At 68.6% G+C, this 23068-nt stretch carries 25 protein-coding genes and 1 tRNA gene; 11 read left to right on the top strand and 15 right to left on the bottom strand.

From position 1 onward, the window contains the following. Positions 1-28 precede the first annotated feature (28 nt). Together J2754_RS09475 and J2754_RS09480 are read left to right on the top strand one after the other, a co-directional pair. Complete coding sequence (locus J2754_RS09475) at positions 29-1561, top strand: 2-isopropylmalate synthase (RefSeq protein WP_188877928.1); 1533 nt, start codon at positions 29-31, stop codon at positions 1559-1561. Between the two features lie 132 nt (positions 1562-1693). Further along, the gene (locus J2754_RS09480) at positions 1694-2065 is read left to right on the top strand and encodes a DUF7522 family protein (protein WP_188877752.1); all 372 of its coding nucleotides are present in this window, start codon (positions 1694-1696) and stop codon (positions 2063-2065) included. 55 nt (positions 2066-2120) lie between these two features. Here the strand turns inward: J2754_RS09480 and J2754_RS09485 are convergent. The 8 genes from J2754_RS09485 to mbhE form a co-directional block, all read right to left on the bottom strand. Continuing rightward, positions 2121-2205, bottom strand: a tRNA-Ser gene (locus J2754_RS09485). Between the two features lie 62 nt (positions 2206-2267). Beyond that, positions 2268-2630: a monovalent cation/H(+) antiporter subunit G gene (gene mnhG, locus J2754_RS09490; RefSeq protein WP_407647944.1), complete on the bottom strand. Its 363-nt coding sequence runs from the start codon at positions 2628-2630 to the stop codon at positions 2268-2270. 26 nt (positions 2631-2656) lie between these two features. Beyond that, a complete protein-coding gene (locus J2754_RS09495) occupies positions 2657-2941 on the bottom strand; it encodes an MrpF/PhaF family protein (protein WP_188877749.1) in 285 nt (94 codons plus the stop codon). Continuing rightward, positions 2938-3591: a Na+/H+ antiporter subunit E gene (locus tag J2754_RS09500; RefSeq protein WP_229772808.1), complete on the bottom strand. Its 654-nt coding sequence runs from the start codon at positions 3589-3591 to the stop codon at positions 2938-2940. The genes J2754_RS09495 and J2754_RS09500 overlap by 4 nt, the downstream gene beginning before the upstream one ends. Before the next feature lie 64 nt (positions 3592-3655). Next, complete coding sequence (locus J2754_RS09505; RefSeq protein ID WP_188877748.1) at positions 3656-5218, bottom strand: complex I subunit 5 family protein; 1563 nt, start codon at positions 5216-5218, stop codon at positions 3656-3658. Continuing rightward, positions 5215-5556, bottom strand: coding sequence for a sodium:proton antiporter (locus tag J2754_RS09510; RefSeq protein ID WP_188877746.1), 342 nt, complete (start codon positions 5554-5556; stop codon positions 5215-5217). Before J2754_RS09510 ends, J2754_RS09505 begins: the two co-directional genes overlap by 4 nt. Further along, positions 5553-6032: an MnhB domain-containing protein gene (locus J2754_RS09515; RefSeq protein WP_188877745.1), complete on the bottom strand. Its 480-nt coding sequence runs from the start codon at positions 6030-6032 to the stop codon at positions 5553-5555. The genes J2754_RS09510 and J2754_RS09515 overlap by 4 nt, the downstream gene beginning before the upstream one ends. Before the next feature lie 189 nt (positions 6033-6221). Further along, positions 6222-8588, bottom strand: a complete 2367-nt coding sequence (gene mbhE / locus J2754_RS09520) for a hydrogen gas-evolving membrane-bound hydrogenase subunit E (protein ID WP_211087264.1) — start codon at positions 8586-8588, stop codon at positions 6222-6224. A 609-nt stretch (positions 8589-9197) separates the two neighbouring features. On the opposite strand from mbhE, the gene J2754_RS09525 reads away from it, so the two are divergent. From J2754_RS09525 to J2754_RS09545, 5 genes are all read left to right on the top strand, one after another. Then, positions 9198-9902, top strand: coding sequence for a DNA-directed RNA polymerase subunit epsilon (locus J2754_RS09525; protein ID WP_245332946.1), 705 nt, complete (start codon positions 9198-9200; stop codon positions 9900-9902). A 263-nt stretch (positions 9903-10165) separates the two neighbouring features. After that, positions 10166-11722, top strand: a complete 1557-nt coding sequence (locus J2754_RS09530; protein WP_229772806.1) for a high affinity choline transporter 1 — start codon at positions 10166-10168, stop codon at positions 11720-11722. Positions 11723-11878: 156 nt separating this feature from the next. Further along, positions 11879-12907 carry a phosphate signaling complex PhoU family protein gene (locus tag J2754_RS16590; protein ID WP_229772805.1) on the top strand — a complete coding sequence of 343 codons (1029 nt, stop codon included), beginning with the start codon at positions 11879-11881 and terminating at the stop codon, positions 12905-12907. Between the two features lie 255 nt (positions 12908-13162). Continuing rightward, positions 13163-14275, top strand: coding sequence for an agmatinase family protein (locus tag J2754_RS09540; protein WP_188877741.1), 1113 nt, complete (start codon positions 13163-13165; stop codon positions 14273-14275). A 206-nt stretch (positions 14276-14481) separates the two neighbouring features. Beyond that, entirely contained in the window at positions 14482-14961 is a 480-nt protein-coding gene (locus J2754_RS09545; protein ID WP_188877740.1) for a hypothetical protein, read from the top strand. A gap of 3 nt (positions 14962-14964) precedes the next feature. Here the strand turns inward: J2754_RS09545 and J2754_RS09550 are convergent, their stop codons facing one another. Further along, positions 14965-15762, bottom strand: coding sequence for a nucleotide-binding protein (locus J2754_RS09550; RefSeq protein ID WP_211087266.1), 798 nt, complete (start codon positions 15760-15762; stop codon positions 14965-14967). A 276-nt stretch (positions 15763-16038) separates the two neighbouring features. On the opposite strand from J2754_RS09550, the gene J2754_RS09555 reads away from it, so the two are divergent. Together J2754_RS09555 and J2754_RS09560 are read left to right on the top strand one after the other, a co-directional pair. Next, positions 16039-16980, top strand: a complete 942-nt coding sequence (locus J2754_RS09555) for a UbiA family prenyltransferase (protein WP_188877738.1) — start codon at positions 16039-16041, stop codon at positions 16978-16980. A gap of 75 nt (positions 16981-17055) precedes the next feature. Beyond that, on the top strand, positions 17056-18729 hold the full coding sequence (locus tag J2754_RS09560) for a histidine kinase N-terminal 7TM domain-containing protein (protein ID WP_211087267.1): 1674 nt from the start codon (positions 17056-17058) through the stop codon (positions 18727-18729). Between the two features lie 43 nt (positions 18730-18772). Here the strand turns inward: J2754_RS09560 and J2754_RS09565 are convergent, their stop codons facing one another. The 6 genes from J2754_RS09565 to J2754_RS09590 all read right to left on the bottom strand — a co-directional run bounded on the left by J2754_RS09565 (position 18773) and on the right by J2754_RS09590 (position 21736). Continuing rightward, positions 18773-19228 carry a hypothetical protein gene (locus J2754_RS09565; RefSeq protein ID WP_188877737.1) on the bottom strand — a complete coding sequence of 152 codons (456 nt, stop codon included), beginning with the start codon at positions 19226-19228 and terminating at the stop codon, positions 18773-18775. Positions 19229-19538: 310 nt separating this feature from the next. Beyond that, positions 19539-20588: a tyrosine-type recombinase/integrase gene (locus J2754_RS09570; RefSeq protein ID WP_211087268.1), complete on the bottom strand. Its 1050-nt coding sequence runs from the start codon at positions 20586-20588 to the stop codon at positions 19539-19541. After that, positions 20585-20830: a hypothetical protein gene (locus tag J2754_RS09575; RefSeq protein WP_211087269.1), complete on the bottom strand. Its 246-nt coding sequence runs from the start codon at positions 20828-20830 to the stop codon at positions 20585-20587. The genes J2754_RS09570 and J2754_RS09575 overlap by 4 nt, the downstream gene beginning before the upstream one ends. Beyond that, a complete protein-coding gene (locus tag J2754_RS09580; protein WP_211087270.1) occupies positions 20827-21279 on the bottom strand; it encodes a hypothetical protein in 453 nt (150 codons plus the stop codon). The genes J2754_RS09575 and J2754_RS09580 overlap by 4 nt, the downstream gene beginning before the upstream one ends. Beyond that, entirely contained in the window at positions 21276-21476 is a 201-nt protein-coding gene (locus J2754_RS09585) for an AbrB/MazE/SpoVT family DNA-binding domain-containing protein (protein ID WP_211087271.1), read from the bottom strand. The genes J2754_RS09580 and J2754_RS09585 overlap by 4 nt, the downstream gene beginning before the upstream one ends. Next, on the bottom strand, positions 21476-21736 hold the full coding sequence (locus J2754_RS09590) for a hypothetical protein (RefSeq protein WP_211087272.1): 261 nt from the start codon (positions 21734-21736) through the stop codon (positions 21476-21478). The genes J2754_RS09585 and J2754_RS09590 overlap by 1 nt, the downstream gene beginning before the upstream one ends. A gap of 209 nt (positions 21737-21945) precedes the next feature. On the opposite strand from J2754_RS09590, the gene J2754_RS09595 reads away from it, so the two are divergent. Together J2754_RS09595 and J2754_RS09600 are read left to right on the top strand one after the other, a co-directional pair. Continuing rightward, on the top strand, positions 21946-22275 hold the full coding sequence (locus tag J2754_RS09595; RefSeq protein ID WP_425350987.1) for a phage repressor protein: 330 nt from the start codon (positions 21946-21948) through the stop codon (positions 22273-22275). Positions 22276-22302: 27 nt separating this feature from the next. Continuing rightward, positions 22303-22602, top strand: coding sequence for a hypothetical protein (locus J2754_RS09600; protein WP_211087273.1), 300 nt, complete (start codon positions 22303-22305; stop codon positions 22600-22602). Positions 22603-23068 lie beyond the last annotated feature (466 nt).

The raw sequence follows: 23068 nt of genomic DNA on the forward strand, positions 1-23068 counted from the left end.
AACCACACCAACCGACAGCGAGTTCTCGATGGACTTCTTCTCGAACACCACCCTCAGCGACGGCGACGTACAGTTCCTCGACACGACCCTCCGCGACGGCGAACAGGCCCCGGGGGTGTCGCTCAGTCCGGACCAGAAGGCGGACATCGCCCGTCGCCTCGACGACGCCGGCGTCGCCGCCATCGAGGCCGGCAGCGCCTGCACGAGCGCCGCCGAGCGCGAGACGATTCGGCGCGTGACGAGCCTCGGCCTCGACGCCCGCGTCACGAGCTTCTGCCGCGGCGTCCAGCGGGACGTCGATCTCGCGCTCGACTGCGACGTCGACGGCGTCCACATCGTCGTGCCGGCGAGCGACCGGCACGTCGAGGGGAAGGTCGGTTCGAGCCGCGAGGAGGTCGTCGAGAAGACCGGCGAGCTCGTCGCCTACGCGAAAGCGCAGGGGCTCTGGGTCGAGGTGATCGGCGAGGACGGGTCCCGCGCCGACTACGACTACCTCGAAGCGCAGGCCGAGGCCGCGTTCGACGCGGGCGCCGATCGCTTCTGTTTCGCGGACACGGTCGGCCACGCCTCGCCCGAGGCGGTCTACGAGGGGGTGGCGCGCCTCGCCGAGCACGGCCCGGTGAGCGTCCACACGCACGACGACCTCGGACTGGCGGTGACGAACGCGCTCGCGGGCCTCGCCGCGGGGGCCGACCTCGTCCACGGGACGATCAACGGCATCGGCGAGCGCGCCGGCAACGTCGCCCTCGAAGAGGTTGCCATCGCGCTCTGGCACTGCTACGACGTCGAGCCGATGGAGACCGAATCGCTCTACGACCTCGCCACGGCGGTCTCCGAGGCTACAGGCGTCCGCCTGCCGCCGAACAAGGCGGTCTCGGGCGAGAACGCCTTCGCCCACGAGTCCGGCATTCACACCGACGGTACGCTGAAAGACGAGCGGATGTACGAGCCCTACCCGCCGGAGGCGGTGGGTCGGGAACGCCGCCTCGTCCTCGGGAAACACGCCGGCCGGGCGGGCGTCCGCGCGGCGCTCGCCGAACACGACGTCGAGCTGGACGACGAGGCGCTCGCGGCGGTCGTCGAGCGCGTGAAGACCCTCGGCGAGAAGGGCCGGCGCGTCACGGACGCGGACCTCCTCACGATCGCCGAGGACGTCCGCGGGCGCTCGCGCGAGCGCCGCGTCGAACTGCTCGACCTCACCGCGGCGAGCGGGCAGGGGACGCCGTCGGCGAGCGTCCGCCTGCGCGTCGACGACGACGAGCGCAGCGCCGCGGGGACGGGGAGCGGACCCGTCGACGCCGCGATGAGCGCCGTTCGGCAGGCGCTCGGATCCGAGTTCTCCTTCCACCTCGAATCGTACCACGTCGATGCGATCACGGGCGGGACGGACGCCGTCGTCACCGTCGACGTCGAAGTCTCTCGCGGCGATCGCTCGGTCTCCGTCTCCGCGAGCGACGCCGACATCACGGTCGCCAGCGTCACGGCCGTCCTCGACGCCCTCGATCGCCTCCTCCCGGGAGCCGACGCGGAGGCGGGCGACACCGTTCCCGCCGACGACTGATCCCGTTCCGATCGGTGGGAAGAGGGCGGGACGCGAGCGAGCGCGATCGGCGTGAGGGCGCGCCGACGCCCCGCTATCCACGGTACGACACCCCATACGTTTACCTGTGGGAGTGCGTATCACGGATGAGCCATGAACGACAGGGTACGGGAGGAACTGCGGCGCGCGTGTCGGAGCGCGATCGGCGATTCGCTTCGGAGCATCGTCTACTTCACCGCGGACGACTACGAACAGCTCTACTTGCGCGAGGACCTGGACGCGTCTGCGGATCTGGCGTCGTTCGTCGAGAACGAGCGACGCGGGTTCGAACGCCGCGAGACCGGTGTGAACTCCGAGCTCGGGGGCTACGAGTACACGATCCACAGCCACGAGGACGGCGCGCTGACCCGGGTCATCACCGCCGATCACGGCGTGTTCGTCACGACCGATCCGCTCTCGACGGCGCGCTTCGAGGAGGTGGCGACGGCGATCCGGGAGGTACTCGCCCAGACGCCTGAGCGGTGAGTATCGACACGAGGTGAGCGGAGCGTGAACGACCGAGGGAGGAAACAGCGTGGAGCGCCGAGGGTGAGATTCGAACTCACGAGTCCGTGTGGACAGTTGCTTTCGAGGCAACCGCCTTGGCCAGGCTAGGCTACCTCGGCTCACTTCAGCGTAGTCGCCTTCCGAATTTAGCCGTTTCGATTCGCGGCGGCGACGGCGCGGGCTACTCCTCGTCGCCGTACATCCCGACGTCGAGCTTGCGGGCGGCCCGCGAGATGAGGTGTGCGCCCGTGGGGGCGGTGACGAAGAGGAAGACGATGCCGACGAGAGAGGTGAGCCCGGCGCCGAACGGCCCGAAGCGGACGAAGCCGGCGAGGAACATGGAGGCCGCGCCGAGCGTCGTCGCCTTCGAGGTGGCGTGCATCCGGTTGTAGACGTCCGGGAAGCGCAGGAGTCCGATCGTGCCGACGCAGAGGAAGAACGTCCCGACGACGACGAGCGCGGCGACGACGGCGAGTCGGAGCGCGGAGGGCCCGGCGGCGGCGTGGCCGGCTTCGCTGGCGCCTTCCGTCGCGGCGACGGCCACGGACGCGCCGAGGGAGAGGAAGAGGTTCATTCGATGATCGCCCCCTCGGTGAGGTACTTCGCGGCGACGACCGTCGTCACGAAGCCGACGATGGCGAGCATCACGGCGACGAGGACGAAGAACGACCGATCGGCCTCCAAGGCGTGGACGACGACGATCCCGACGACGCACGTCGAGATCGTGTCGAGCGCGACCGCCCGGTCGGGGACGGTCGGGCCGACGACGACGCGATACGTGCAGGCGAGCGTGCAGAGCGCCGCGATCGCGCCGCAGGCGACGAGGACGAGGTGGTAGAGTTCGGGGACGTTCATCGCTCCACCCCCGTATCCGCCGAATCCGAACCATCGGCGTCCGCGTCCTCGGTGTCGTCGGCCTCCCCTTCGCCGTCCGCCGGTGGCTCCCACGCGCCTTCGAGGGCGGCATCGCGCGGCGCGCTCTCGGGGTCGACGTCCTCGCCGAAGATGTCGATGGCATAGCGCTCCCAGCGCCGGATCGGCGCGACGAGCCCATCGACGTCCGCGATGTCGACCGCGTGGACGGTGAGGGCGTTCACCTCCGCGTCGTAGTCCATGGTCAGGGTGCCGGGCGTGAGCGTGATGGAGTTAGCGATCGTCGTGATCGCGGCGTTGCTCTCGACGCGCAGCGGGACGACGACGACGCCGGGATTGAGGCGGGGGGACGGCGAGAGCACGCGCTTTGCGACGTCGATGTTCGCCGTGAGGAGCTCGTACAGGAAGTCGAGGACGTAGACGACGCCGGCGCGGACGAGCGTCGGCGTCCGCCCGAGATCGCTGCGCCCCGGGAAGAGCACGCGGAAGGTGTACGCGACGGGCAGCGAGAGGACGAGACCGGCGACGAGGCCGGCGGCGATCCCCTGGAGCGTCCCGGGGGCCTCCGCGACGAAGATCCAGACGACGGCGAAGCCGACGCCCGCCGTCACCCAGCGGGGGACGGACGTCACGCCGACCACCCCCGGTCGGGCGCGTGGGCTGGACGAACCCGACGGACGGCCGCTCCGACGCGATTCACGCGACACCACCTCCGAGCACCGCACGGATGTACGCGTCGCGGCCCGCACCGGTGGCGACGTGGCCCGCCGCCTCGGCGAGGCCGTAGACCGGAGCGAAACCGACGCCGACGGCGACGATACAGCCCGCGAACGCGACGACGACGGCGAGCCGAACCGGGTCGGGGGCGGTCATCGACGCGACGACGTCGGTGCGCTCGCCCCAGAACGCACGGTTCCACGTCCGGGAGACGTACGCGATGGTGAGCACGGCACCGAGGACGGCGACGCCGAGCGCGACGGCGGCGTCGCCGAGCGCGGCCGTGCGGAAGACGAGGAGCTTTCCGAAGAAGCCGGCGAGGGGCGGGATGCCGACGAGTGAGAGCGCGCCGACGAGGAAGACTCCGGCGAGCGTCGGCGAGCGGCCGGCGAGGCCGCCGAGAACGTCGAGCTCGGTCGTCCCCGTCGCGTCCTCGACGATTCCCCCGACGAGGAAGAGCAGGGGCTTGGCGAGCGCGTGGTTGAGCGCGTAGACGAGCGCGGCGGCGACCCCGGCCGTCCGAAGGGTGGGGACGGCAGCGGCGACGGCCAGGGGGAGGACGATGAACCCCACCTGTCCGATACTGGAGTAAGCGAGCGTCTCCTCGAACGTCGGGCGATCGAGCGCGGCGAGGCCGCCGACGAGGATCGACGCGCCGGCGAGCGCGAAGAGGACGGGACCGTAGGCGGCGAAGAGGTCTCCGGCGAGGCCGCCGAACGTGAACGTGGGATCGGCGGCGGCGAAGACGACGAAGCCGACGCGGATGATCGCGTAGACGCCGACCTTCTTGGCGACGCCGGCGAGCATGGCCGCGGCGGGCGCGGGCGCGGCCGCGTACGCCGAGGGCACCCACCACTGGAAGGGGACGAGGCCGGCCTTCAGTCCGAAGACCGCAAGCAGGAGGAGCGAGAGCCCGAGGACGGGCGTCGCCTCCGCGGGGGAGGCCGCCGCGAGCCAGCGGGCCATGTCGGCCATGTTGAGCGTGCCCGTGACGCCGTAGAGGCCCCCGACGGCGAGGAGCATCAGGCTGGAGCCGACGAGGTTGAGCACGACGTAGCGCGTCGCGGCGAGCGTCCCGTCGCTGTCGCTGTAGAAGGCGACGAGGCCGTAGGAGGCGATGAGCGTCACCTCGAACCAGACGAAGAGGTTGAACAGGTCGCCAGTGAGGAAGGCCCCCGTGGCGCCGACGAGGAGGAAGTGGAACAGCGTGTGGTAGGAGACGCGCTGGCCGGGCGGTTTCAGATGCCGAACGCTGTAGACGAGCGTGAGCGGCGCGACGACGGCCGTGAGCGCGAGCATGAAGCCCGAGAGCGGGTCGGCGACGAGCGTGATGCCGTACGGCGCGGGCCAGTTGCCGACCTGATAGGCGAGGGTGTCCGCGGGCCAGACCCGCGCGAGGAGAGCGAAGACGGCGGCGCTGTAGCCGACGACGCCGACGATGCTGCACGCGCGCTGGACGCGGGGGTTGAAGCGGACGAAGATGCACGTGATCGAGGTGACGAGCGCCACGAGCACCGGCGCGACGACGAGGGTCGTCGTCATCGAACCGCCCCCTGGATGTCGTCGAGGTCGATCGAGCCGTGCTCCTGGTACGTCCGGTAGACGAGGACGAGGAGGAGCGCCGTCGTGGCGAAGCCGATGACGACGGCGGTGAGGACGAGCGCCTGCACGAGCGGATCGGTGGTCTCGCCGCCGTGCCCGAGGATGGGCGCGACGCCCCCGATGCCGCCCATCGTGATGAGGTAGACGTTCGTCGCCTGCGAGAGCACGAGCACGCCGAAGACGACGCGCACGAGGTCGCGGCGCAGGACGAGGAACGTCCCGGCGGCGAACAGCACGCCGAGGGCGAGCGCGAGGACGACTTCCGCGTCACCAGTCATTCCGCACCCACCACCGAGATGATCGTGAGGAGCGCGCCGACGACGACGGCGTAGACGCCGAGGTCGAAGACGATCGCCGAGGCGAGTTCGATGTGTCCGAAGAGCGGGACGGTCGCGTAGCGGAACGTCTGTGTCATGAAGGGAATGGTCGTGTCCGTGAGGTAGCCGTAGACGATCGCGGCGAGGCCGCCGGCGACGGCGACGGCGAGCCCGCTCGCGTAGAGCGTCTGGTAGTCCCGAACGACGCCGTGTTGGACGTGTTCGACCGCGGCCTCGACCTCGCGGCCGAAGACGTCGTCCTCGACGACGTCGAGGCCGTACGCGAGGTAGGCGAGCGCGACGACGGAGGCGGTGAGCACGCCGGCGATGAAGCCGCCGCCCGGGAGGTTGTGCCCCTGCAGGAAGAACGCGAAGGAGACGACGAACCCGAGCGGGAGAACGAGGCGCGTGATCGTGCGCAGGATGACGGTGGTCACGCGAGCCACCCCCGCGTGGCGAGTGTGGCCCGGCCAGACCGCCGTCTGGCGTCGGTCACGCGGACCACCCCGTGTGGTCGGCGTGACTCAGTCGGGCCGTCGGTCCGACGCTAGTCACGCGAGCCACCTCCGCGTGGCGAGCGTGGACTCGGCCGGATCGCGACGCCTCGCGTCGCTCGGTGTCTCGGCTCACGGCGTCTCACCTCGCTCACGCATGACGATGAGCGTGAGCACCGTCACGGCGGCCATGGCGACGACGCTGATCTCGCCGAGCGTGTCGAGGCCGCGGAAGTCGACGAGGATGACGTTCACGATGTTGTGACCACCGGCCTGCTCGACCGTATTCTCCACGAAGTAGGAGGCGATCGCGTCGGGCGTCGCGTCGGTGGCGACGAGCGTCGTGATGGTGACGAGCGCGCCGACGAGCACCGAGATGACGACGTCGCGGGCGGCCCGCGAGCGCTCGATGCGTCCGTAGTAGCTCGGGAGCTTGTCGAGGATGACGAGGAAGACGACGAACGTCACCGTCTCGACGACGACCTGCGTGAGCGCGACGTCGGGGGCGCTGGCGAGGACGAAGAAGACCGTGACGGCGAAGCCGACGACGGAGAGCGCCATGACGCCCGCGACGTGTGAGGGCGCGCGGACGGCGGCGATGGCGGCGACGGCAGCGACGGCGAGGATGATCGTGAGCGTCGCGCCAAGCGACGGCGTGGCGTTCGGGACGGCGACGCCGGTTGCGACGTAGCCGAAGCCGGCGAGCGCGACCGCACCGACGAACGTCCACGCGGCGTACGTCCGCAGGTGGCCGGTCCAGAGGGCGCGCTGGACGCGCGTGCTCGCGTGGTTCGCGCCGTAGACGAGTCGGTCGTACCAGCCGTCGGCGCGCAGAACCGGGAGCGCGTCGAGCAGGCCGCGCGTCGCCCACCGGACGCGGCGCCAGCGGAGGAAACAGGCGACGCCCCCGACGATGGCGAGCGCGCTCATGACGACGGCGGGCGAGACGTACGTCGGGAGGTAGTAGTGGAAGCTCGCGGCGTGGCCGGCGGCGTCGGGCCCGAGCGTCGAGCCGACGACCCAACCGACGAACGACTCGACGGGGGCGAGCGGCGCGCCGAGCGCGGCGGTGATCCCGCCGAGGCCGATGACGCCCGCAATGGCGGCGAGGACGACCGGCGGGCCGGTCATCGGCCACGGCGCCCGGTGGACGCTCCCGAGCGTCTCGGGGCGCTCGCCGAAGAAGATGCTGAGGAAGCGCAGCGAGTAGGCGAGCGTGAAGACGCTGCCGACGACGGCGACGACGGGGGCGAGCCACGCCAGCCCCCCGGCGTGGTGGGCGAACTCGTAGCTCGCCTCGAAGAGGAGTTCCTTCGAGTAGAAGCCGTTGAACGGGGGGACGCCGCCCATGCCGAGCGCGGCGACGACGGTGACGCCCGCGGTGATCGGGAGGTCGTGTCGGAGGCCGCTGAGGTCGTCGAACGCCCGCGTGCCGGCCTCGTGGGCGACGATCCCGGCGACGAGGAAGAGCGCGGCCTTGAACGCGGCGTGGTTGAGGATGTGGAAGACCGCGGTTTCCGAGCCGAGCGCACCCGAGAAGCCGAATCCGGCGACGATGAGTCCGAGGTGGCTCACCGTCGAGTACGCGAGCAGCTCCTTCAGCTCGCTCGCACAGACGGCGAGGATCGCGGCGACGAGCATCGTGAGGAGGCCGAGCGCGACGAAGACGGTCGTCCAGTCGTCGCCGAGGAGGATCGGACGCACGCGCCCGAGGAGGAAGACGCCGGCCTTCACCATCGTCGCGGAGTGGAGGAAGGCGGAGACGGGCGTCGGGGCGGCCATCGCGTCCGGGAGCCAGACGTGGAAGGGGACCTGAGCGGACTTGGCGGCCGCGCCGATCCCGACGAGCGAGAGGATCGGCAGGAGCAAGCCGGCCCCCTCGATGGCGGCGCGGGTCGCGGCGGGCTCGGCGAGCATCGCCGCCAGCGAGTAGGTGCCGACGGTGCTCGCCAACAGCACGAAGCCGACGAGCATGAACAGCCCGCCGCCGACGGTGACGAGCATGGCTTTGCGTGCGGCGTACCGCGACTCCCGCCGGTCCGAGTAGTGGCCGACGAGGAGGAAGGAGGCGATGCTCGTCAGCTCCCAGAAGCAGAAGAGGACGACGAGGTCGCCGGCGTAGACGACGCCGAGCATCGATCCCATGAACGCGAGCATCGTCGCGTAATACTTCGGCTGGCCGGGCTCGCCGCGCATGTACCCCGCGGAGTAGCAGAAGACGAGGACGCCGACGCCGCTGGCGAGCGCGCCGACGAGCGTGGCGAGCCCGTCGACGTAGAAGCCGAGCGAGATGGAGAGCGGGCCGACCCACGTGACGGCCGCGCCGCCGTGCGTCCCGGCGAGCGTGACGACCAACCCGAAGCAGACCGCGGCGACCGCGGCCGCGTAGTACGCAGTCCGGTTCCCGAGGGCCCGCGCCACGAGCGGCGTGGCCGCCGCCGCGACGAACGGCAGCCCCACCGCGGCGATGAGAACCCACAGGTCGGGTGTCGATTGCACATTCGACTCGTAGGGGAGTCCGAGTATAAAGGTGACCACGATCCGTCCCGTCGTAGGATCCCGGCGTGTCGAAGTGGGGACGCGCCCTCGATACGAGGGCCCGCCGCTCCGGCGACGATCGCCGGTGGTCACCTCGGGAGGTCGAGTCGACCGCGTATTGACGTCGGGTCACGGCGGGAAGAAACAACGGACGGGACGGCGGTGAGAACCGGCGGAACACGGAGCGGTCTGGAAGGACACGTTGGAGAACAGAGCGGTGCCGGGCTACCGAGTGCACGGAGCCACGAGGGCGTGTCCACGCTGAGCCCACGGCTCCACACCGGGAGACGGACGACCGACTGCTCGTCGCCATCCCCGCCGCGCTCCTCGCGAATAGTACGGCCGCCGTATCGTTCGCCGTCGGAACGGCCGGAGAAAGCCTCGCCGCCGCCATCGTCGTCTGGTACGCCGTCTTCCGCGTCCCGCCCGGGTACGAGCGATCTTTAAGTGCTTCTCGCCACAAGCAATAGATACGAGCGAGGGACGACCCGCTGGGGTCGTCCCGATTCTACCGTGTTCTCACCGCAGGTAGTCGTGCGTTTATCCGTCTGCGCACGATAGCGGATGGCGATGACCGACGCCGCCACGTCGGCCCCCGAGTTCGAGGTGGTCGACGAGGAACAGTTCAGCCAGCGGCCGGGCGACGGCGCGCTCGCGCGCGCGTCGCACAGGCGAGACACGACGGTCGGGCGATGGGGGCCGACGAGCCCGAGCGCGACGCAGATCGGCCGCGCGCGCTCGCCCGAGGCGGACGTCTCGGAGAGCCTGCGACGCCTCCACGAGGAGCGCCACCCCGCGACGGAGGGGCACGGCGCGCGCCAACACCGACTGGAGAAGCTACGGATCACGCACGCGCTCTGTAACGACCTCGACGTGACGCCGTGGCAGCGCGACCGCGCGCTCGGCGTGATGGTCGACCTCGAATTGACGGCGTTCGGCAGTCAGCGCGCGATCGAGAAGGTCGCGCTCGTCACGATCCGGCACGTCGTCGACGACGAGCGCGAGCGCTATCTGGGCCTCCAGGATCAGGCGTGGCTCGCCGAGCAACCCCCCGAGCGCCTCGAAAGCCTCTACGAACAGTTCACCTCGCTCACGGACGACCCGCGCTTCGAGGCGCTCGCGGAGAAACACGGCCTCACGATCACGTCGCTCAACCGTCTCCGTCGGGTGTTGCGTGAGCAGCTCGACGCACAGGAACTCCACGGCGCCGTCTACGGCCGCAACCCCTACCGCGACCCGAACCTCCCGAGCGGCGACGTCCGCCCCGACGAGTAGCGCGGCGGTCGCCCCGACCGGGCTCACGAACGCCCTTTCACTCCTTATACACTCCCTACACCATCCAGGGGACCAAGGGAGTGTGAACGGTTTCCGTCTGTTGAGTGTGTATCCGAGAAACTAAACAGCCTCAGGATAAGTCCTTTATGTCTGGTTGATTGCCGTACCTCCGTGGAAGATATGCACGCGTTCGTCAATCAAATTTCGGAGGAACGTGGCGAAGTTCGCGTATCGGGTCGAGATCGGTGGACGGTTCAGTGGGGGTGGACCTCGTGACCCCGATCGTCATCGGGCTGATCGGGATCGTCGCCGTGATGCTCGGCGTCGGGTTCTACGTCTCCCGGAAGGTGAAGGGGGACAGCGTGAACTACATCGTCGCCGGCCGGGGGTTGATCCTCCCGCTGGCGGCGGCGACGCTGATGGCGCAGTCGCTCGACTCGAACGCGACGCTCGGGAACACGGACCTCGTCGCGTCCGCCGGCTTCTGGGCGGGCGCGGCGCTCCCCGTCGGACTCGCCACCTGCCTGTTCCTCACGGGGCTGTTCTTCGCGAAGCCGATGAACCGGATGAACCTCGTGACGCTCCCCGACTTCTACCGGCGCAAGTACGGCCGCGTCGTCGAGGTGCTCTCCTCGGGCGTCATGCTCCTCGCGTACGCTTTCCTGCTCGCCGGCAACCTCGTCGCCGGCGGCTACCTCTTCCAGATCTTCCTCGGCTTCGATTACACGATCGGCGTCGTCGCCATCGCCGCGATCATCTTCAGCTACACCGTCGCCGGCGGGCTCTTCTCCGTCGCGTACACCGACGTCATTCAGGCCGGCATCGCGCTCGTCGGCTCGCTCGCCCTCATCGTCTACGTCGCCACCAACTACGGGATCACCGTTCCGAGCGGGATGGGCCCGACCGCGTTCGGCCAGCTCACCAACCCCGCGCAGGGCGCGTACATCAACTGGGCGTCGATCATCGCGCTCGGTCTCGGCGACATCGTCGCCATCGACTTCATGGAGCGCGTCTTCGCCGCCGACGACCCGGAGACGGCGCAGAAGGCCTGCTTCATCGGGAGCGCCGGCACGCTCATCATCGGCATCCCGTTCTCCGTCGTCGCGCTCTCGATGCCGTCGATCCTCTCCTCGATCGGCGTTCAGTCCGGGAGCGAGGCGATGCTCTACACGCTCCTCCAGACCGGCGTGCCGACGTGGCTCGCCATCCTCGTCCTGGGGGGGATCGTCGCCGCCTCCTTCTCGACGGGCGACGGCGCGATCCTCGGGACGTCCGCCGTCCTCGCTCGGAACGTCGTCGGCATCCGCGTCGACGAGAACGCCCCCGACGACGAACACGAGGCGGCCGACGCGGACGACGACCTCGTGGACACGGACGCCGACAAACTGCTCACGACGACGCGGATCATGGCGGTGCCCGTGACGGTGCTCGGGGTCTTCTTCGCCCTCCAGGTCGCCCAGACCGGGATGCTCCTCCTGCTCGCTTTCGACGTGATGCTCGCCGCGCTGCTCGTGCCGTTCGTCTTCGGGCTGTTCAAGCCGGACTTCGCCACGCGACAGGCCGCGCTCGCGTCGATCCTCGCGGGCTCACTCACCCGCCTCGTGCTGTTCGCGCTCGTCCCGACGACGTACGCGATCCCGAACTCCCTGCTCTACATCCAGAACCCGTGGTTCACGCCCGCGTTCGACGGCCTTCCGACGTTCATCGCGCCCGCGCTCGCGCTCGTCACCTACGTCGGCGTCGCCGCGGTGACCGAGGACGCGGAGGTCGAGCGGACGTCGCGCGCCCGCACGACCGCCGCCGAGCCGACGGACGACTGATCGGCCTCCGCGTTCGAAGCGTGCGGTCTTTCGCGTTCGCTTTTGGACCGAGATAGCGAATGTCGCGGACACGAATAGGCGTATATGGTTTCAGCACACACAGCTATAACGAGTATGGATGGTCGTTCGTGAGAAAGCATCGGGGTGGATGGCGTCGTGACCGGTGAGGACGTCCGCATCACGCGGAAGGTCCAACAGCTCGGGTCCTCGACGCTCGCGGTCACGCTCCCCGCCGAGTGGGCGCGCGAGCACGAAGTCGAGAAGGGCGACTCCGTCGTCGTCCAGCGCGACGAGAGCAGCGGGTCGCTCCTCGTCGTCCCCGACCGCACGCTGATCGACGACGCGGAGACGACGGTGGACGCGAGCGGCCTCGACGCCGACGCGCTACGGCGGGCGGTCATCGCCCAGTACGTCCTCGGGCGGCGACTCGTCCACGTCACCGACGACGGCCCGATCGCGCCCGGCCACCGCGACGCCGTCCTCGACGCCGAGCGCGGCCTGATGGGCGTCGGCGTCGTCGAGGAGACCGCGGAGGCGATGACGCTCCGGTGCTCGATCGCCGCCGACGACTTCGAACTCCCGACGCTCCTCGGCCGCCTCGATCGCACGGAGACGACGATGCGTAGCGAAGCGCTCGCGGCGTTCCTCGACGGCGACGCGGAACGCGCCCGCGCGATCGAGCAGCGACACGCGCAGGTGGACAAGCTCTTCTACCTCCTCTTGCGCGTCCTCTTCGCCACGTATCGAAACCCCGACCTCAACCGCGCGGTCGGCGTCGACACCGGGTTCCCGCTGATCGGCTATCGCTCCGTCGCCCAGGACGTCGTCCTGATGGCGGACGCCGCGACGGACCTCGCCGGGCTGACCGGCGAGCCGATCCCCGACGGCGCGCGCGAACGCCTGCGCGACCTGGCCGACGCAATCGACGACGCCGCGGACGCCGCGCGGAACGCGGTCGTCGAACCGTCATATAGCGACGTCACACGCGCACGCGCGGCGCTCGATCGGGCGCGCGAGCGCACCGACGCCGCGAACGACTACCTCGAAGCGGAGCGCCCCGAGCCCCTGCTTCGCCTCCAGCGCGCCGTCTGCGCCCTCAGCGGCGACGCCCGCCACGTCCGGGACACCCTCGACGTCGCCACCCGGCTCACCTTCCGGGACGGCAGCGGCGCGACTCCGGAGTGAGTCGGCCACCCGCGCCCTCTTCTCCGTGCCGACTCGCCATACGCCGAGCGACGGGTCTATCACCGGACGGAGGACGGCGTTCGCGTGACCTTATATTCTCGTAGGTGTAGGAGGCGACTCGAACGGTGGGAGGACGAACCAATCCCGCATACGAAACAGTACACATCCAAATCAAAGCTTTTCATACCGGATAGAAAAGGAGATATCGTCGAAGGAAGCGCACGATACGGTGCGTGGAACGGAGAAAGACACACAATGACGGAAAACGAACGCGACGGAGAGGACATCTACGGCGAGGCGCACAAGGAGGCGAACGAACCGATCTTCAGCGGCATCCCCTCGTTCCTGAAGCTCCCCGAGGTCGATCGAGACGCGCTCGACGAGGAGGACGTCGACGTCGGCATCCTCGGCGCGCCGCTCGACACCGCGACGACGATCCGGCCGGGGACGCGCTACGGCCCGCGTGCGGTCCGCGCGGCCTCCACCGTCCCCTCGCCGCCCTACGAGCACTTCAACATCGAGACCGGCGTCGACCCCTTCGATCACTTCAGCGTCGCGGACACCGGCGACGCGACCGTCTCGCCGGGCGACACCCGAGGGAGCCAGTTGAACATCGAGGACGCCGTCGCGGAGATCAGCGAGCAGGCGACGCCCGTCGTCATCGGCGGCGACCACTCGATCAGCTACCCCGACATCAAGGGGTGGGCGGAGGCCAACGGCTACGAGGACATCGGCCTCATTCACTTCGACTGTCACGCGGACACGGGCGACGACGGTCTCACCGGCTTCGAGTACGATCACGGCGCGTGGGTCAAACGGGTCTACGACGAGGGCATCATGGCCGGCGAGAACTACACGCTCATCGGACCGCGCGGCTTCTGGCCGGGTCCCGACACCTACCGCGACATGCGCGACGCCGGCATGAAGTGGTACACCGCCGACGACGTCGCCGCGATGGACCTCTCCGAGATCGTCGCGGACGCCGTCCGCCGCGCGACCGACGGCACGGACGCCGTCTGGATCTCCTTCGACGTCGACGTCATGGAGCCCGCGTACGCGCCCGGTACCGGCGAACCCGAGCCCGGCGGCCTCATTCCCCGCGAGGCGATCTACATGGTCCGAGAGTGCGTGAAGGAGCTCGACCCCGAGGCCTTCGGCTTCGACGTCGTCGAGGTCTCGCCCGCCTACGACACGAGCGACACCAACTCCTACAACGGCGGCATCACCTCCGGCCTCGCCAACCGCCTCATCATCGAGGTCCTCGGCAGCATGGCGCTCGCCGCACAGGGCAAGGAGTCCGGCGAGCCGATCACCCCGAAGGAACCGCTCGGCGTCCCGCCGGAGGCCGAGAGCCCCGCGGACGATTAGGGCGAGAGACGCATCCCGGTGGTACGAGCAGCACCAACGGCCGTGAAACCACTCCTTTTAGCGGAAAGGGTCGTCGGCTACTCGTCGTCTCTCCTCCCACGTGAGAGTATCCTCGCCGACAGCTATTCTACTTCCATATTAGCCACAACTGGAACATATATTTCCGATAGAACGGTGCGACGATCTATACGGGCGACGCGAGGACAGTGCTGTTCGACGCGATCCGTGAGCGCCGTATCGACGCACCGTGTCGCCTCCAGCCGAATACCACCACACGACCGCTCGTCGTGGACGCGAGCGAGGCCGGGAGTGTCTTCCTCCTCGACGAGACGGCGCTCACTGTCGCGGGCGCACGAGCGGTCGCGCCGACGCCCGAGGAGGCGACGACGCTCTCGCGCGGTGATCCCGACAGTGACCTGCCACTCACGGATGCAGACGAGCGGGCGTGCACAGTCGCACTCACGAGCATCGAAGAACACATACGAACCGCTATCGGGAACACACTCCGGATCGCGACACGAGTCGAGCAGACCCAACACCCCGGGGAACCTCGTCTCCGACGTATTCGGGCATTCGCTCAGTCCGCGCCGTCGCGTCACTCATCTCCATACGCATCTTCACGGGGGATTCTTCTGGAGATGGACGCGGATTATGAACGGGAGAGGGCCGAAATGGAGGCACTATGAGTCTTATAATCGGTTGCTGTCTATCGGTTTGACTGGGTCGGGGATGACAGCGCTGCGGAAGCGATCGGCGAGCGCGTCGACCTCGCCCCCATCGACGTCGATCGCGGCCGCGGCGTCGCGGTACGCGGCCGCGGCGGGGCTGTCGGGGGCGTAGGCGAGGAGGGGTTGGCCGGCGCGACGGGCGGCACGGGCGGCGTCGTCGTCCGGGACCGCGCCGATGATCGGCCCCTCGAAGTAGCGTTCAGCCTTCGGGGTGATGCGTTCGATGGCGTCGGCCGGGCGGACCTTGTTGAACAGGACGCCGGCGACCCCCGTCCCGTACGATGTCGCGTACTCCTGGACCTTGAGCGCGTCCGAGAGCGCCGGCACCGTCGGCTGGGTGACGAGGACGACGCGGTCGGCGAGGACGATGGGGAGGACGGACGCGGCGGAGTCGAGCGCCGCCGGCGAATCGAGGAGGAGGACGTCGGTGTCGGCGGCGAGTTCGGCGATGACGTCGTGCAGGCGCGTGGGATCGGCCTCGCGGAATCCCGCGAGGTCTGTGCCGCAGGGGACGACGGTGAGCCCGAAGCGCTCGTAACACGCGTCGGCGACCGGGATGTCGCGCTCGCCGAGCAGGAGATCGTGGAGGGTGACGTCGGCGTCGTCCAGGCCGGCGTGGAAGAGGAGGTTCGCCATCTCGGTGTCGGCGTCGACGACCGTCACGTCGTACGTCTCGGCGAGCGCCAGCCCGAGCGCGAGCGTGCTCGTCGTCTTCCCCGTGCCGCCCTTGCCGCTGGCGACGGCGAACGCTTCGACCATTTGCTACCTCTCCGACGCCGGCGCGTAAAAGGACGCTGGTCGGCGTGTGCGGGCGTGAAAACCCGAATTCCGGCGTCTCGGTCGTCGCCGTCGGTCACGGCGGGAGTGGCGCGCCGGCGACGGGTCGGGACGACGGCGGTGCGGGTGGATCGAGGGGAGACACGGCGGCCAGCGCCCCGGACCGCACGCGTCAGGCCGGCGTTTGACGCTCGTGGCTCTCCTCTGTCCGGTGGCGGCCGTGGCGGGGTCGCTCGTCGCGGTCGCCACGCGAACGACATGTCAAGTCAAACCGACAGCCCGTCTCTCGCGTGGGACGGCACACGATCGGTGTACAGCACGCTCGCGGCCCTCTTTGCGTACGGGGTGCGAGCGAAAAACGCGCTGGTGTACAGTTCGGCGTATCTCGTGTTCATCGCCGGGGTCGAAGTCGCCACGACGATGATCGCGCTCTCGCTCCCCCTGAGTCCGGCGCCGCTCGTCATCGCGCTGCTCACGTTCGCCGTGTACGTCGGCGATCGGATCGCTGACGCGGAGGCGGACGCCGCGACGAGCCCGGAGCGGGCGGCGTTCGTCACGCGCTACCGCCGGCTGTTCTCGATCGGGACCGCGGCGGCGTACGGACTCGCCGTCGCCCTCTCGATCCTCGGCGGGCCGACGGCGCTCGCCATCGCGCTCATCCCGGGCGCGTTCTGGATCCTCTACGCCTCCGACTGGCTCCCGTCGCTCGGCCGGTACTTCAGTCGGCTGAAGGAGATCCTCGTCGTCAACTCCGCGGTCGTCGCGCTCGCGTGGGCGGTCTGCGTCGTCTGCCTCCCGCTCGCCTACGCGGACCGGGCGTTCACGCCGACGGCCGCCGTCATCTTCGGCTACTTCTTCCTCGACACCTTCGTCAACACGGAGATCCCGAACCTCCGTGATCGGGAGGGCGACGCCGCGAACGGCGTCTCGACGCTCCCCGTCGTCTTCGGCGTTCGCCGCACTCGACACGTCCTCTACGCGCTCGATCTCTGCCTCGTCGCGGGGATCGCGCTCGCGTTCTACGCGGGCGTCCTCGACGCGGCGATGACCGTCGGGATCCTCGTCGGACTCGCCTACGCGCTCTGTCTCGCGTGGTTCGTCGGGCGGACCGAACGGTACGGGCGACTCGCCATCGCCGGCGAGGCGAAACACCTCCTCGTCGTGGCCGTCGTCGTCGTGCTCGGCGCGGTCGGGTTCTGAGTCAGGCGCTGACACCGCGTCCAGTTGCCTGACTGAAACGTTTATTTCTCGCCCGTCGGCGGTTGATTCATATGGGTGTGGTGGCTTATCTCCGGCCGTAATACTGTGTTGCTCACCACGCTCCTGCTCGTCTCGATCGCCGTCGGGACGGGGGCCGCGATCCTCGCGTGGCGGGAGCGGCCCAAGCCGGGGGCGTTACCGCTCGTCGCGCTCCTCGCCGCACAGGCGTGGTGGTCTACGTGCATCGTCTTTCGCCTCCAAGCCGACACGATCCCCGCGAAGCTCCAGTGGCTGCAGCTCGGGTGGATCGGCGTCGTCTGCGTCCCCGTGGCGTGGCTCTGCTTCGCGCTCGAATACACCGGCCGGGATCGCTATCTACGCGCGCCGTACGTCGCGGCGCTCGCCATCGTGCCCGCGATCACGGTGGTGCTCGCCGCGTTCGGCGGTCACGACCTGCTCGTCGTCGAGTCGTACACCACCGGGCCGGGCGACGTCGTCCACTTCGAGCAGGGGGGACCGTGGTACGCCGTCGTCGCAGGCTACACGTACCTCCTCGGGCTCTTCGGCGTCGCGGCGATCGTCGAACTCGTCACGAGCGACGCGATCGCCTTCCGCGGGCAGGGCATCACGCTCCTGATCGGACTGGCCGCCCCGTGGGTGACGAACGTCGGCTTCCTCCTCGGCGCCTTCGGGACGGGGGGCGTCGACCCGACGCCGATCGCCTTCGCCGTCTCCGGCGTCGCCTACCTCGGCGCGATCACCCGCTATCAGCTCCTCGAAACGAACCCCGCACCGCGGCGTCGCGCCCGCAGGCTCGTCTTCGACGGGATGCGCGAGGGCGCGATCGTCCTCGACACGGACGGGCACGTCGTCGACGCGAACGGCTACGCGATCGACGCCCTCGGCATTCCGCGGGGGGCGGTGCTCGGCGAGCCCGTCGAGCGGATCGTCCCCGAGTACGACCACCTACGCGACGAAAGCACGGCCGGACACCTGCGGCTCGGCGACGACGACGGGCGGACGTACGACGCAGCGGTCACGGACGTAACCGACGTCCACGACCGCCACATCGGCTCCATCGTCACGTTCCACGACGTCAGCACGTACGTCAGACAGCGCCAGCGCCTGGAGGTGCTCAACCGCATCCTGCGTCACAACATCCGCACGGAGACGAACGTCATCCACGGCTACGCCGAGCGCTTCGCTGACGGCGACGCCAGCCGGATCGTCCAAGAGCGCGCCGAGCGCATCGAAGCGGTCGGCGAGAAGGGCCGACAGGCCGTCGAGCTCTTCGAGCGGACGCGCGGGACGCACACCGCCCGACCGCTCGCCGTCATCCTCGACGAGTGCGTCGAGGCCGTCCGCGAGTCGTACCCCGACATCGACGTGTCGTACGATCGGCCCGCCGATCACATCGCGGTCGCGAGCGTCCTCGCCGCCGTCTTCGACAACCTGATCGAGAACGCCGCGACGCACAACGAGGGCGACGAACGCACCGTGATGATCGAGACCCGCGCCGACGCCGACGACGTCACGGTCGTCATCGCCGACGACGGCCCCGGGATCGACGCCCAGGAGACCGACGTCATCCGCGACGGCGGCGAGAGCGCGCTTCGACACGGGAGTGGGCTCGGCCTCTGGATCGTCCGCTGGGGCACGGAGATCGCCGACGGTCGGACGGAGTTCAACGATCGGGACCCGACCGGGACCGAAGTCACCGTCACCGTCCCGCGGCTCGACGGTGCGTGAGCGAAGCGGCGTCGCGCACCCGATACCGGGGAATACGGGCGCGTCAGTCCGGCCGGAGGATCGCGGCGACGTCGTCGTCGTCGAGGTCGTCGGGGAGGGCGGCGAAGCGGTCCATCGCGCGTTCGCGCGCCGCCGTGATCCCCTCACCGCGCTCGGCCTCGTAGAGGGCCGCGACCGCGTTTCGGTACGCCGCGATCCGGCGCGCACGATCGACGATCCGGCGGACCGTCGCCTCACCGGCGTCCGGCGCGAGGACGCCGTCGTACGCGGACGCGTCGAAGGCGTCCGACCCCGCGACGGCGACGACGGCGAGCGATCCGTCGGCGCGCTCCCGGACCGTCCGCACGAACTCGCGGGAGGCGGCGACGGCGTCCGGGTCCAAGAGGAGCAGCGTTCCACCCGGAACGCGCTCCGGTACGGCAGCGAGCGACTCGACGTGGACGCACCGCTCGTCGAACCCAGCGACGAGAGACGCGTCCGGACCGGCAACCAGGATCACTGCACCGGGACGGTTTCGCCCCACCGAGGATAATACTTCGGTATGCAGAGAGTGAAAATTACCACTCGTCAACGGTTTGACGCCGTCTGCGTCGAATGAGAGGAAATGATTGACCCGACAGGTCTCCCGTTCGACTCACCGTTTCGGGTGCTCGTCGAAGATAGATAAACAGACGCCAAAGGGCCACCTACGGGAAGTTTACGGCGTTTCCACTTCTGCGTGGAATCGACGGGAAGGAGGATCCGCCCTCCCCGCGCTGGATCCATGCCCGAACGCGTAGGTCGCGGCGGAGACTCATCGGAGCGCATCGTTACAATCCCTCAAAGTGGTCGCGGCGTTGTTCGGCGCGCTGGCGCTCGCCTCGCCGGTCGTAGTGCTTGTCGAGCACGCGTTCGCTCGCGTCCATCCGGTCACTGACGACGACGCGGGGGACGTCAGCGAGGCGGTACGCCGTCACCCGGCCGCTACGGACGTCGTGCGGCGAGCGTGACGATGGGCACGTGCTCATCTTCCCGTGCTCGGTGGCTTCGCAGTCGTCGGGGTCGCGGTCGTGCGGGCAGTCCTCACCGCGCCAGCACGGCCGCGTGACGCGGTAGAGTGCGTCCCGGACCGTGCTTCGGGCGATCCGGCCCTGCGGGGTCGTGACGAGCGGATCACGGCCTTCGTCGTCGGTGACGTCGCATCGCGGACCGTCGATGTAGTCGCGCACGACACCCGCGACGTACTCGGAAATCGAATTCCACCGGTCGGACTTCTCGTCGTTCTTCAGCCCGGTCCCCTCCTCGGGTCGGTGCACGAAGTGGACGGCTGGGCCGCCGGCGTTCGGTCGCTCGCCGTCAAGGTCGAGATCGCGGAGGTCGAGCGCGCGGAGCGCACCGATGCGACACCCGGTGTTCCACAGGACCAGCATGATGACGTGGTTTCGGCTGGCGTAGTGGTAGCACGAGAGATATTCGAGGATTGCCTTCGCGCGGTCGGGGTCGAGCGTCGTTTCGCTCACGTCCTGTCCGTGGCTCACCTGCGGGAGGGGAACCTGCGTGAACAGCTCCTCGGGAACGGCGTCCACCTGCCCGCAGAATCGGAGGAACGCCCGGATCGTTGCGAGGTCGCCGCGGAGCGTGACGTTCCGAAGTTCCTGCCCGGTGTAACCGCCTTCGCGCCGCCACACGCGGTACTTGTAGAGGTCGCGGCCGCCGAGGTCGCGCAGGTCGTCGATGCCCTCCTCTTCGCACCACGCGACGAACGCGCGCAGGCGGTAGTCTTGTCCGTCGCGGGTGTCCTCGGTGAGTTCGTCGCGCTTCGCGTCGAGGTAGAGCAGACGCGCTTCGTCGGGTTCGAGCGCTTCCAAGTCGTCGCTCACCGCTCGGCACCCCCATTGATGTCGGCGGGCTCACCGAGCCACGATCCTGTCAGGTAGCGTGCGATCGCGCGCTCGAACACGAGGGCGGCCGGGAGCGCAAAGGCGGCGCCCACGAGTGCGCCCATCGCGGGGGGCTGTCCGGCCGGCGAGAGGTAGCCGACCCCCGCGCCAAGCAGGAACACACCGAACAACTGCCGCGGGTTCAGCCCGCGGAGGTAATCGCGCCACGAGGCGTACGTCACCGCTCATCACCCGGTTCAGTATCCGCAACGGTCGAACGCAGATGCTCGGCAGCGAGTTCCTCGCTCTCGAACTCGCGGCCGCAGGAGCATCGAAGCGTGTCCTCGTTTTTGACCGGACCGCGCCCCTCGTTGTGGTCCACAACGAGATTGCCGTCATCGTCGAGTCGATAGACCTCGATATCCGAGACCCACGTCTGCCGTTCAATCTGGTGTTCGATACCGCTCGAAGACTTCACGTCCTCGCCGCCGTCGGCGCGGAGCTCGTCGCTGGGGTCGAGGTCGGTGACGACGTCGCCGAGGATTCCCTGCAGGTCGTCGGGGATTCGGATGGTCGCGCTTCCCTCGCTCCCGTGGAGTTCGAGGACGTCGCCGCGCGCGATCGCGCCGCGGAGGACGCCGAGTGCGTGGCGGTTGTCCGGGTGGCCGGTGGTGGGCTCGGTGTCGCTCATCGCTCGCCCCCATCGTCGGCGGCTTCGAGGACGATTTCGCCGCGGTCGTTCCGACGCACTTCGACCTCCTCGCCGGGGTCGACGTCGAGGGCGTCGGCGACCGGGCGGCCGAGGCGGACGCGGCCGTCGGGCGTGACCGCGTAGCGCCGAGGGAGCGACGGCGCACGACGCTCGTAACTCCCGCGAGACTCCGCCATCATGCCGATCCCTCCGCGTTGTGGGGGCAGTCGTGTGCGTCGATGCGTTCGGGGAGGCCGACCGCGTCACAGTCGGGGCACTTCGCAAGGTTGTCGTCAAGACGGTCCGCGCACGACCGACAGACTGGCCGGCCGAGCGTGGCGTCGAGGCCGTCCGCGACGTCGCGGCAGACGGCGCAACGCGAGACGGATGGCTTAACCGCTAACGATACGTGACCGACGATGTGGCCCGTCAGGGCCACGCTTCGTGTTTCGGGCATGATTGGATGCCGCGAAACCGTTCTCGGGGCGCGTCCCAGCGCGCCCCGTTCTTCACTAACCAACAAGAGTCATCTTCGACCGGCGACGGGCTCGCATCCCTACCCACAGACTCTAAGTAGATATATCTAACGGCGTTCTTGATAGTGGACCCAAAAAGGTCTAAAGACTAATCCGTGCTCTTTCCTCTAAGAGTTCATAATTAGTCTATGTGAGACACTCTGGAGACTGGATGTCGCTCGCAGATGACCGTATTCTCGAATACATCCGCGAGAACGAGTCTGGGTCTCCAGAAAAGATGAGAAAAGAAGGACCAATCCATTACTCCCGAACACATATTCATACTCGTTGTAAGACGCTCACTGAGAGGGGGCTTCTCAAGCACCTCGGAAACGGTGTGTATGTTCTCACTGACGAGGGAGAGGCGTATCTTGAGGGGCGTCTTGATACGCAGAATTGGCAGTATGTGAACGATGGGAGTGAGTCGGCGAACGCGGGCGTTGAGCAACCGAACGGCGAGGCCGAGGGACAGGAGGGGTAATGCGTGCGTCAGTCGGCTCCGTGGATGGTGCAGCTTGACGACCGTATTCTCGAACACCTCGACGACGTGTCGTGGGATGAACCGGCTATGATGGCGGCTCGGTTTCGCTCGACTGAATCGCGTGCGTACGTCCGCGAGCGGTGTCAGTGGCTCGCGGCGGCGGGGTTGATCGGGCCGTTGTGGTCGGGGACGCGGATGTACGAGATCACGACCAGCGGCCAGTTGTATCTCGACGGCGATCTCGACACGCACGACGTGCCGGCTCCGGGTCCGGTGCGCGTCGGGCCGCCGCCGCGGAAGCACGAGCGTATCGGGACGCTCGGCTAATCAAATAGTCAGAACACCTAAGTGCCATAACATCTACGTATAGGGTAGAGCCAGCACGGGATAATACGGTGAGACTCCGGGAGTGGCTGCCTGAGTAGTGTCCAATCCGGTCCGTGCATCTGCGTCGGACTCGCCGACATCGCGTCGGCGATCCACGTTCCGACTAACGAGCGACTGCTGTCGTTCGTTTTTCCACTCGTTTCAGCCGCCCAGTTTAAGTATTCGTCAGACCGACTAGTCGATAACGTCGGAACATCGCAGCCTGCACCGGGCGGCTCTACGGCCACCATCGGCGGCTGTGGTGGTCCGACGCAGATCAATATGGACTTGACACAGATGCTTGACGACGATCGTGGCGTTTCGCCCGTCATCATCCGTCTTTAGTTAAGCGAGAAACCGCGTGATAGCGGCGGCTTATCGAGGCACCTTTCGGAAGGAATGAGGAAGTCCAGTCTGTGCACGACAA

Source organism: Halarchaeum nitratireducens (genome assembly GCF_017874695.1).
GTDB classification, from domain to species: domain Archaea; phylum Halobacteriota; class Halobacteria; order Halobacteriales; family Halobacteriaceae; genus Halarchaeum; species Halarchaeum nitratireducens.

Excerpts from the sequence above, each read along its gene's own strand:
- J2754_RS09590 (WP_211087272.1), bottom strand. The coding sequence starts at position 21,736 with ATGCCCGAAACACGAAGCGTGGCCCTGACGGGCCACATCGTCGGTCAC.
- J2754_RS09495 (WP_188877749.1), bottom strand. The coding sequence starts at position 2,941 with ATGAACGTCCCCGAACTCTACCACCTCGTCCTCGTCGCCTGCGGCGCG.
- J2754_RS09505 (WP_188877748.1), bottom strand. The coding sequence starts at position 5,218 with ATGACGACGACCCTCGTCGTCGCGCCGGTGCTCGTGGCGCTCGTCACC.
- J2754_RS09525 (WP_245332946.1), top strand. The coding sequence starts at position 9,198 with ATGACCGACGCCGCCACGTCGGCCCCCGAGTTCGAGGTGGTCGACGAG.
- J2754_RS09585 (WP_211087271.1), bottom strand. The coding sequence starts at position 21,476 with ATGGCGGAGTCTCGCGGGAGTTACGAGCGTCGTGCGCCGTCGCTCCCT.
- J2754_RS09510 (WP_188877746.1), bottom strand. The coding sequence starts at position 5,556 with ATGACTGGTGACGCGGAAGTCGTCCTCGCGCTCGCCCTCGGCGTGCTG.
- J2754_RS09555 (WP_188877738.1), top strand. The coding sequence starts at position 16,039 with ATGTCAAGTCAAACCGACAGCCCGTCTCTCGCGTGGGACGGCACACGA.
- J2754_RS09540 (WP_188877741.1), top strand. The coding sequence starts at position 13,163 with ATGACGGAAAACGAACGCGACGGAGAGGACATCTACGGCGAGGCGCAC.
- J2754_RS09580 (WP_211087270.1), bottom strand. The coding sequence starts at position 21,279 with ATGAGCGACACCGAGCCCACCACCGGCCACCCGGACAACCGCCACGCA.
- J2754_RS09480 (WP_188877752.1), top strand. The coding sequence starts at position 1,694 with ATGAACGACAGGGTACGGGAGGAACTGCGGCGCGCGTGTCGGAGCGCG.
- J2754_RS09475 (WP_188877928.1), top strand. The coding sequence starts at position 29 with ATGGACTTCTTCTCGAACACCACCCTCAGCGACGGCGACGTACAGTTC.
- J2754_RS09550 (WP_211087266.1), bottom strand. The coding sequence starts at position 15,762 with ATGGTCGAAGCGTTCGCCGTCGCCAGCGGCAAGGGCGGCACGGGGAAG.